Origin of the sequence: Geobacillus sp. LEMMY01, from assembly GCF_002042905.1 — a bacterium.
In the GTDB taxonomy this organism is placed as follows: domain Bacteria; phylum Bacillota; class Bacilli; order Bacillales; family Anoxybacillaceae; genus Geobacillus; species Geobacillus proteiniphilus.
This window is the reverse complement of the sequence record NZ_MVKA01000056.1, coordinates 1-9,504: the sequence shown is the minus strand read 5'-3', so window position 1 is coordinate 9,504 and position 9,504 is coordinate 1. Positions and strand designations below refer to the sequence as shown.

Here is a 9,504-nt window from a genome sequence, read left to right as displayed (position 1 = left end):
ACGACTTGCGCTCCGCGGGCGAGCGCATCGATCGTKTGGTGCGGCATCGCCCCGTGGCCGCCTTTGCCGATGATGCGGATGAAAAAGCGGTCGGGTGACGCCATCATCGGTCCATACACAATGCCGATTTTTCCGCGCTCGAGCGGCGACCAAAGGTGAGTGCCGATGACGACGTCCACCCCGTCCATGACACCAGCTTGCACCATCTCCTCCGCCCCGCCGGGGAACAATTCTTCCGCGTGTTGGAACAAAAAGCGGATTTCACCGCGAATGTCATCGCGCAGCTGGGAGAAAATTTTCGCCGTCCCGAGAAGCATCGCCGTATGGCCGTCATGTCCGCACGCATGCATCACGCCTGGGTTTTTTGAGGCAAACTCAAACGTGTTTTCCTCTTGAATCGGCAATGCGTCCATATCAGCGCGAATGGCGACGACCCGGCCTGGCTGTTGGCCAATGAGCCGCGCCATGACGCTCGTTTTCGTCGGCCGCGACAACTCAAGATGGCCGAATGATTGCAGCGTCTCGTACACAAATTGCGCCGTTTTCTCTTCCTGGAACGACAATTCGGGATGGACATAAAGCGGCTGTATAACAATAAAAAACTCCTGCCTAAAACAAACGGCAGAAGCGGATCGCCGGTATCGCACAGACATAGCCCGCGAATGCTGATTCATCTCTTTCAGTCATCTTCGCCAACTCTTAACCTCTCTCCACCGCACAGATTTAAACCTATGTGCGCTCCATGGAGTTGCTTACGGTGTGATGAAAAGCGTTTATTGCGACGATCGTTCGCACAAAACACGAAGGTTTCAATCTCTCACAGGTACGATAAAAACTCAAATGTCCGGAATGTGGGTCATCAATGAGCGGATAGTTTCAATCCCTCATAGGTACGATAAAAACAAACAAGTTGAAAATTACTCAAGAGCTTTCAAATGCAGCGTTTCAATCCCTCATAGGTACGATAAAAACGGAAGCCAGCCAATCGCCAAGACAGCGAGAGAATAGTTTCAATCCCTCATAGGTACGATAAAAACAAACAAGTTGAAAATTACTCAAGAGCTTTCAAATGTAGCGTTTCAATCCCTCATAGGTACGATAAAAACGGAAGCCAGCCAATCGCCAAGACAGCGAGAGAATAGTTTCAATCCCTCATAGGTACGATAAAAACCCCAGAAAGCACTTGATATATCAATCTTTTTGCTCCAAAGTTATTTTCAGAATACCATAATCCAAAAATTCTGTCAATCGTGTTCATGTACGATGGCTGTAGGCTTGAAGTGTGTAAAAAGATTGTCGTCGATCCCCCGGGGTTTTTGCACGATTGGAGGTCGACGACAATGCTATGCACAGCGTGCACTTTGAATTTCCTCTCGTCTCGTGCGCTGCTTAGCCGCTTAAGTCCGTCAACAGCCTGTACGCAATGCACATTGATTTTATCATACGTTTTGGCTGGCGCCAGCCGACATTCATCTTCCGCTTATTGCTTGAATTGCGAACGGGAGTCTTCTTTTGGAACTATGATCAAAGATGCCCCTCTTCTCTATCTGTCAGATACAACAAGCACATCAACATGTTTAAGTTGCTGCATAATTACATTAATGAGCGATCCTTTCCATATTTCCTCCCATCTCGTCCGAGCAGACATCCCCATCACAATCTGGGTGATTTTATATTCTCGACATACATCCACGATTTGATGGGCAACACGGCGCGAGGCAGCCTCTCGAACGAGAAAAGTGGCGCCAAATTGCTTAGCCATTTTCTCCCATTCTGCTATCGTCCTTTCTGGCGATTGTCTTTTCTGCTTAATGTGCAAAATGTATAACTCGGCGTTTAATCGTTGAGCGATCCGCCATCCACGTCGAATCAATTTTTCAGCGTTTGGCCGATAGTTGACACACACTAGAATTTTTTCATGAATGCCGGTCGGTTCTTCAATTCCCTGTTCTTCTCTCTCTTTCTCCAAACGCATCTCAATATCATCGGCCACTTCTCTTAACGTCAACTCCCGCAAGGCAACGAGATTGCCCTTGCGAAAAAAATGATTGAGCGCCTGATCAATTTTTTCTTTCCCATATACTTTCCCTTCTTTAATGCGCTCGCGCAACGCTTCCGGCGTGATATCAATCACTTCGATTTCATCGGCTTCCCTAAGCATAAAATCTGGCACGCGTTCATTCACTTGGACCCCTGTTACTTGCTCAACGATATCATGAACACTTTCTAGATGTTGAATATTCATTGCCGTCCAAACATGAATTCCCGCCTGCAAAATTTCTTGTACATCCTGATAGCGCTTTTTGTTTTTACTGCCCGGGGCGTTGGTATGGGCCAATTCGTCCACAATCACCACATCCGGGTTGCGTCGAATCACCGCGTCGACATCCAATTCCGCAAATTCTTTTCCTTTATAATGGATTTTCTTGCGAGGAATGATTTCCAAGTCTTTGATTTCTGCCTCTGTCTCAGCCCGTCCGTGTGTTTCAACAATTCCGATGACGATATCGATCCCTTTTTCTCTCACATCGTGAGCATCCCTCAACATATGAAATGTTTTCCCGACACCAGGGGCCGCCCCAATATAAATTTTGAGGCGGCCTTTCTTCATATTTTCGATTTTCTTCAATATCTCTTCCGGAGTCATTCGTCTATATTTATGATTCATTCCGTTTGGAACGCTCCTCCACTAATTTTTGAACAGCCATATTTAAGCGCACAACGTTGACCCGCGGTTCACCAAAAACGCCCATCGCTCTTCCTTCAATGTGCTGCTTGACCAAACGGGTCAATTGTTGCTCCGATAATCCCGTTGCCTTTGCTACCATCGGCACTTGGAACAATGCGGCAGCCGGGCTAATATGAGGGTCGAGTCCAGATCCTGAATTGGTGATTAAATCGATAGGGATATCTTTTTTCGTCTTTCCAGGAACTTTTTTCAACCATTGCTCTGCATCTTTCTCCATCCGTTCCATCATTTCTTTGCTGGAAGGCCCATAATTTGGTGAACCTGATGCACTTGCATCATATTGAATCGACGAAGGGCGGCCGTGAAAATAGGAGTCCCCCTGAAATGATTGTCCAATCAATTCCGAACCGATGGCTCTTCCCTTCTCATAAATAATGCTTCCTTTCGCTTGATGAGGAAATAACAACTGGGCAAGGCCCGTCATCGCTGCCGGATACCCGAGCCCAAGCAAAACGATCATGAGCAAAGCAAGGCGAATATTTCTCATGCCAAATCCTCCTCTCTTTTACATAAACAGGCCTAGGGCAAGATCAATGACCTTTATGCCAATGAATGGAGCAATGACTCCTCCGCCTCCATAAATCAACATATTTCTACGCAAAAGTTTTTCCGATGACATCGGTTGATAGCGCACCCCTCTCATCGCCAACGGAATCAACAGAGGGATGATCACCGCATTGAAAATTAACGCGGATAAAATGGCGCTCGCTGGCGAATGCAGATGCAAAATATCGATCGATTTCATCTGCGGAATGCTGGCCACAAACACAGCCGGCAAAATAGCAAAATATTTGGCAATATCATTGGCAATGCTAAATGTGGTCAATGCCCCCCGGGTCATCAGCAGTTGCTTCCCGATGGATATCACTTCAATAATTTTCGTCGGATCGGAGTCTAAATCAATCATATTCGCCGCTTCTTTTGCCGCCATCGTACCGCTATTCATGGCCAATCCGACATCCGCCTGCGCCAAAGCCGGCGCGTCATTCGTACCATCCCCCGTCATAGCAACCAAATTCCCTTTCGCTTGTTCTTCCCGAATAACACGAATCTTGTCTTCCGGCTTGCTTTCCGCAATAAACTCATCCACTCCTGCCTCGTTGGCAATCGTTGCAGCGGTCAGTGGGTTGTCTCCTGTGCACATGATCGTTTTGATCCCCATTTTTCTCAATTCATCAAATCGTTGGCGCATTCCCGGTTTTACGGTATCTTTCAAATAGATGATGCCCACGATGTCTGCTCCAACGGAGACAGCCAACGGCGTGCCCCCCTGTTTAGCGATTTGTTCGCTTTTTTCTTTCAAATCGCTTGGAATGCGGCCGCCCAGCTGTTTGACATGACGGGAAATGGCATCCACCGCTCCCTTGCGATACGGAATGCCTTGAACGTTCATGCCGCTCATTCTTGTCTCGGCAGTAAACGGGACAAACTCCTCGTGTTCATACTCAGCAACATCTGCTTTCCATCCTTGCTGTTTCGCCAATTCAAGAACAGAACGCCCCTCAGGTGTCTCATCCTTAATCGAAGACAAAACGGCTGCTTCCCGTACTTGCTCCTCTGTAGTCCCGCCAACAGGAATAAACTGGGCGGCCATTCGATTTCCAAACGTAATCGTTCCCGTCTTATCAAGCACGATAGTTGTAACGTCCCCTGCCGCTTCCACCGCTTTTCCGGACATCGCCAACACGTTGAATTGTGTCAAGCGGTTCATCCCGGCGATTCCAATGGCCGATAATAAGCCGCCAATGGTCGTCGGAATCAAACAAACAAGCAAGATGATCAAGGTTGTTATCGACAAATGGATGCCGACATAACGGGCAATCGGAACTAATGTGACAACGACAATCAAAAAGATGAGCGTGAGAGTCACAAGCAAAATGTTCAGCGCCAACTCGTTCGGCGTTTTTTGCCTCGTTGCTCCTTCAACAAGAGAGATCATTTTATCCAAAAAAGACTCGCCGGGGTCGGCTGTGATTTTTACTTTAATCCAATCGCTGACGACTTTTGTGCCGCCTGTCACCGAACTGAAATCTCCCCCTGCCTCCTTAATAACAGGGGCGGATTCCCCAGTAATGGCCGATTCATCAATGGACGCCAACCCTTCTATGATTTCGCCGTCACCTGGAATGAGATCACCGGCTTCGACGAGAACAATATCCCCTTTTCGCAACTGTGTGGACGCAACCAGTTCTATTTCCCCTTTTGCGCTGATCCGCTTGGCGATCGTATCCGCTTTCGTTTTCTTGAGCGATTCCGCTTGTGCCTTTCCTCGTCCTTCCGCCAAAGCCTCAGCAAAATTAGCGAATAAAATCGTGAGCAAAAGAATGACGAATACCGCTAATTCATATTTCCAATCCTCTATTCTAAAAAAGCGAGGAAACAAAAGCATAAGCAACACGATCAATGTTCCAATCTCGACGACAAACATTACTGGGTTGCGCATCATCACAAGAGGATTTAACTTTTTGACGCTCTCTATTGCCGCTTGCCGCACAAGCTCTGGCTGAAACAGTGATTGGCGATTGTCATTCCCTCTCATCTCGACGTTTCCTCCTTAGCGAATGGTTAAATATTCCGCCACCGGACCCAGGATCAGAACAGGGAAAAAGGTAAGTGCTCCGATAATGAACACTGTCCCAAATAAAATGACGCCGAATGTGGCTGTATCGGTACGGAATGTTCCAATGGTTTCGGGCACTGGCTGTTTTCCGACCAAAGACCCAGCGACCGCAAGCATCGCAATAATGGAAACATATCTCCCCAAAAGCATGACAACACCAGTCGAAATGTTCCAAAATGCCGTATTATCCTTCAATCCCTCAAATCCTGACCCATTGTTCGCCGCCGAAGATGTATATTCATACACCACTTGCGAAATGCCGTGGAAGCCAGGATTGCTGATTGCCTCGGTCCCCATGTGCGTCATTAACGCTATGGCTGACGGCGCCAAAATAATGAGAGGATGAAGCAACAACGCGATGACGATCAGCTTCATTTCCTTTGGCTCGATCTTGCGCCCTAAAAATTCAGGTGTACGCCCGACCATCAAGCCTGATAAAAAAACGGCAATCATCGCATACATCATGATGTTCACAAACCCTACCCCATCGCCGCCAAACACGTTATTTAACATCATTAATGCCAGCGGAACGAGCCCCCCAATCGGAGTCAAACTATCGTGCATATTGTTGACTGACCCGGTTGTGGCCGCTGTCGTGATCGCCGTAAATAAACTGGACAGCGGAATGCCGAAACGTACTTCCTTGCCTTCCATATTTCCTTGGTCAGCTGCAAATCCTGATTTGCCCACAAGGGGATTCCCAGATTGTTCCGCATTGTACACAACCCCAAGCATCATGACGAACAAAACGAACATTGTCGCAAACAATACCCACCCCTGTTTGCGATTTTTTACAGCATGACCATACGTAAAAGGCAGAGCCGCTGGAATGCACCACATCGATAACATCTCGATTACGTTCGTAAACGGATGAGGATTTTCAAACGGATGAGACGAGTTCGCTCCGAAAAATCCCCCTCCGTTTGTCCCGAGGTGTTTGATGGACTCAAGCGAAGCGACAGGTCCCAGCGCTAACGTTTGTGTGCCTCCCTCTAATGTTGATACAGCCATGCGGGCCAAGAAGGTTTGCGGAACCCCAAAGGCCACTAACAAGATCGTTACGATGACAGATAGCGGGAGCAATACACGCACATTCGCGCGCACAAAATCTTGATAAAAATTCCCTATCGTTTTTCCTTTTTTAGACAACGCGCGAATTAAAGCAGTAGCAACAGTCAGTCCCGTGGCGGCTGACGTGAACATCATCATCGTCACAAATAACATCTGTGATAAAATGGATAATCCAGATTCTCCGCTATAATGCTGCAGGTTTGTATTTGTCATAAAACTAACCACAGTGTTAAACGTAAGAGTCGGCTCCATATTTTCCACTTTGGCCCCATTAAGCGGCAAATAATGTTGAATACGCAAAAGCCCATAGGATATACCTAACAATGCCGCATTCACGATCAACAATGCTGTACAATACGACTTCCAAGTCATCTCTTCTAGTGAGCGAATACCTGATAATCGATAAATCACCGCTTCAATGGGCGAAAAGAAACGATCGATCTTTCCTTTTTCAAAGAAAGCCACATATAAATATTTTCCCAATGGCACCGCGATAACGATCAACAACAAGAAAATAAGTGTATATTGCGAAAAGACATGCCACATGTTTCTTCCCCCTCACGCGTGATCACTCATATTCCAATTCATAACTGAATTTATCTGACCGTCAGTTCAAAATTTTTCCGGGTAAATAAGTGCGTATACGAGATAGCAAAATACCCCCAATATCACCATCCCTACTATCCAGATCATTGTTCTTCTCCTCCATTCACCACGGAATCACACCAAACAGAAAATTCATAAAAGAGAATAAAGCTCACGACAAGCAAAACAACCATCATCACATCCCACATCAGTGATCCCTCCGCCTTTTGTCATCTTTCCGCTTAAAGTTCGGAAACATTGACTTATACATACACGAAGATTTCTCAACAAACCAAATTTATTATTTTTTACATAAATTACATATTTTTTATAAAAAAGAACAAAAAAAGACAGCCAGAGGGTATCTGGCTGCCTATGTCAAGCCATAGGAAATACCCCCCTTCTCTCAACACGCTTACGAGGTTAGCTGACGGATTCGGGTGATGAGAGTCACCCTACCCGTTCAGAACAGGCGTCCTGAACAGGATTCACCCCATGTGGCGCACAAAGCCACGGTTGGTTCCCCCGCTCCTATTCGGATTCAGCGATCTTTAGGGAATGAATGGTTATTTAATTTGAGGCTCATTATACTCTTGGTCCACCATACCGTCAAACAGCTAAAATTAGCTATTTTTTTGAAAATAAACGGAAAAATCATCAAGAAAGCGTTTTACATTTATTTTTTCATAAGCTAACTAATTTATTCTTTATTTTTCATCTATTTTCAAGCACCCGAGTTCGACAGTGACTAGGCAAACAAAATGCCTCTCGACCCTCGATGCAATAAGAGACGGAGCATTGGGTGTTTATGAGTTGAAAATATCCGATCCATCCCATGATGTATTGATTTACTCGCTGGATGTGCTCCTGCATGGAGAGGATCTAGTTGGGATTCGTCAGTTGTCGAATCCGCTGTTTCAGGCGTTGGACGACATGGGTTACATCGTGTAAAACAATTTGGGGTGCCTTGGTTAATTTTCTTATCGATTGCATATGCCATTTAAAAAGGTTCATGCAATGCACCTTGCAGCAAACTATTCCGCGCAGTCAAACACAACAGCGGCCAATGCTGACCGATCATCGTAAACGTAGCGTGATCCATCTACTAATTGGAAAAAGGGGTCGAACAACATGACGAACTTTCAAGATCCATTCGGACTGGAGGAAGGGATTCACACGGATTTTCAAGAGGACATTCGTATGCAGGCTGCCTTCAGCTTGATAAAATTTTGTCAAGCCAGCGGCGACTGTCCGATTCATCATGATGAAATGCTATTTATCATTTATTCACCAAACAAGCGAACTTTGGATGAAGCTCATGTTACATTAAATGAAAAGTTGCGATTCAATGCACGTTAGACAACCATAAAGCATGTAAGAAGGCACGGATGCATTCCATGCCTTCTTTGCTTTCCCCGTCCATTGATAAGCACGATGTCCAATCGCCAACTTTTCCTCCTACATCGCCCGCTTTCCTTCTTTCACCGTAACTGGGCCAAACGGAATCCAACTCACCACAACGTTGATGCTGTCACTAAAATCATCGACCCTGGCACCATGGCAGTGAGCAACCCAGCGGCGCCAATCAATCCCGCCACCCAAGGATCAAACGTTTGAACTGACAATCTTGGATATGTCAAGCGAAAACAGCTATTCCGCCCCCGCCAACAGTTTCAACGTCGCCGCGACAAACATTTGCACGCCAATCTCAAGCGCGTCTTCGTCAATCGTAAAGCGCGGGTGGTGGTGCGGGTAAACGATGCCTTTTTCTACATTGCCCGCGCCGACGTAGAAAAAGCTGCCGGGCGCTTTTTGCAAAAAGGCGGAGAAATCTTCGCCGCCCATGTTCGGTTTCAAGCGGGCCACTGCCTCTTCGCCGAACAGCTCGCACGCCGTTTCCTCCATGACGCGGGTCACTTCATCGTAGTTGATGACCGGGCGGTAGCCGTAGTCAAATCGAAACTCATACGAGGCGCCGTGCGCTTCGGTGATCCCTTTGACAATGCGCTCCATCCATTGCGGCACCGTGCGCCGCAGCGTCTCATCGAACGTGCGCCCCGTCCCTGGTATTTCGCCCTCCCCAGGCAGGACATTATGCGCCGTACCCGCCACAAATTGCGTCACGGACMGAACAAGCGGCTCGAGCGGTTCGACATAGCGCGAGCCAATGTGCTGCCAGTTCGTCACGACTTGCGCGCCGATGGCGATCGCATCGATCGTTTGGTGCGGCGTCTCCCCGTGGCCGCCKTTGCCGATGATGCGGATGAAAAAGCGGTCGGGTGACGCCATCATCGGTCCATACACAATGCCGATTTTTCCGCGCTCGAGCGGCGACCAAAGGTGAGTGCCGATGACGACGTCCACCCCGTCCATGACACCAGCTTGCACCATCTCCTCCGCCCCGCCGGGGAACAATTCTTCCGCGTGTTGGAACAAAAAGCGGATTTCACCGCGAATGTCATCGCGCAGCTRGGAGAAA

The 9,504-nt window shown here is 47.4% G+C and carries 9 protein-coding genes, 1 pseudogene and 1 riboswitch; of the genes and pseudogenes, 2 read left to right on the top strand and 8 right to left on the bottom strand.

Annotated elements, in window-relative coordinates; translation table 11 throughout:
- From B1A75_RS18500 to B1A75_RS20460, 7 genes are all read right to left on the bottom strand, one after another.
- Positions 1–674 (bottom strand): amidohydrolase (locus B1A75_RS18500; protein WP_139761768.1); only part of this gene is annotated, 674 nt, incomplete at its 3' end.
- An 869-nt stretch (positions 675–1,543) separates the two neighbouring features.
- A complete protein-coding gene (kdpDN, locus tag B1A75_RS18495; RefSeq protein ID WP_011232715.1) occupies positions 1,544–2,668 on the bottom strand; it encodes a KdpD-like non-kinase potassium sensor in 1,125 nt (374 codons plus the stop codon).
- Positions 2,658–3,236: a potassium-transporting ATPase subunit KdpC gene (gene kdpC, locus B1A75_RS18490; RefSeq protein WP_011232716.1), complete on the bottom strand. Its 579-nt coding sequence runs from the start codon at positions 3,234–3,236 to the stop codon at positions 2,658–2,660. Before kdpC ends, kdpDN begins: the two co-directional genes overlap by 11 nt.
- Positions 3,237–3,254: 18 nt before the next feature.
- A complete protein-coding gene (gene kdpB, locus B1A75_RS18485) occupies positions 3,255–5,288 on the bottom strand; it encodes a potassium-transporting ATPase subunit KdpB (protein WP_011232717.1) in 2,034 nt (677 codons plus the stop codon).
- A 15-nt stretch (positions 5,289–5,303) separates the two neighbouring features.
- Positions 5,304–6,986 carry a potassium-transporting ATPase subunit KdpA gene (gene kdpA / locus B1A75_RS18480; RefSeq protein ID WP_011232718.1) on the bottom strand — a complete coding sequence of 561 codons (1,683 nt, stop codon included), beginning with the start codon at positions 6,984–6,986 and terminating at the stop codon, positions 5,304–5,306.
- Between the two features lie 66 nt (positions 6,987–7,052).
- Complete coding sequence (gene kdpF / locus B1A75_RS20685) at positions 7,053–7,115, bottom strand: K(+)-transporting ATPase subunit F (protein ID WP_367779365.1); 63 nt, start codon at positions 7,113–7,115, stop codon at positions 7,053–7,055.
- A gap of 308 nt (positions 7,116–7,423) precedes the next feature.
- A riboswitch (cyclic di-AMP (ydaO/yuaA leader) is annotated at positions 7,424–7,582 on the bottom strand.
- Between the two features lie 157 nt (positions 7,583–7,739).
- Positions 7,740–7,898: a group II intron maturase-specific domain-containing protein gene (locus B1A75_RS20460; protein ID WP_227412636.1), complete on the bottom strand. Its 159-nt coding sequence runs from the start codon at positions 7,896–7,898 to the stop codon at positions 7,740–7,742.
- Here B1A75_RS20460 and B1A75_RS20455 point away from each other — a divergent pair.
- Together B1A75_RS20455 and B1A75_RS18470 are read left to right on the top strand one after the other, a co-directional pair.
- Positions 7,839–7,976 carry a hypothetical protein gene (locus B1A75_RS20455; RefSeq protein WP_227412737.1) on the top strand — a complete coding sequence of 46 codons (138 nt, stop codon included), beginning with the start codon at positions 7,839–7,841 and terminating at the stop codon, positions 7,974–7,976. The two genes, B1A75_RS20460 and B1A75_RS20455, sit on opposite strands and share 60 nt — an antisense overlap.
- Positions 7,977–8,156: 180 nt before the next feature.
- Positions 8,157–8,352 (top strand): annotated as a pseudogene (locus B1A75_RS18470) (tryptophan 2,3-dioxygenase family protein); the annotation flags it as partial.
- A gap of 323 nt (positions 8,353–8,675) precedes the next feature.
- On the opposite strand, the gene B1A75_RS18465 reads toward B1A75_RS18470, so the two are convergent.
- Positions 8,676–9,504 (bottom strand): amidohydrolase (locus B1A75_RS18465; RefSeq protein ID WP_079936680.1); only part of this gene is annotated, 829 nt, incomplete at its 5' end.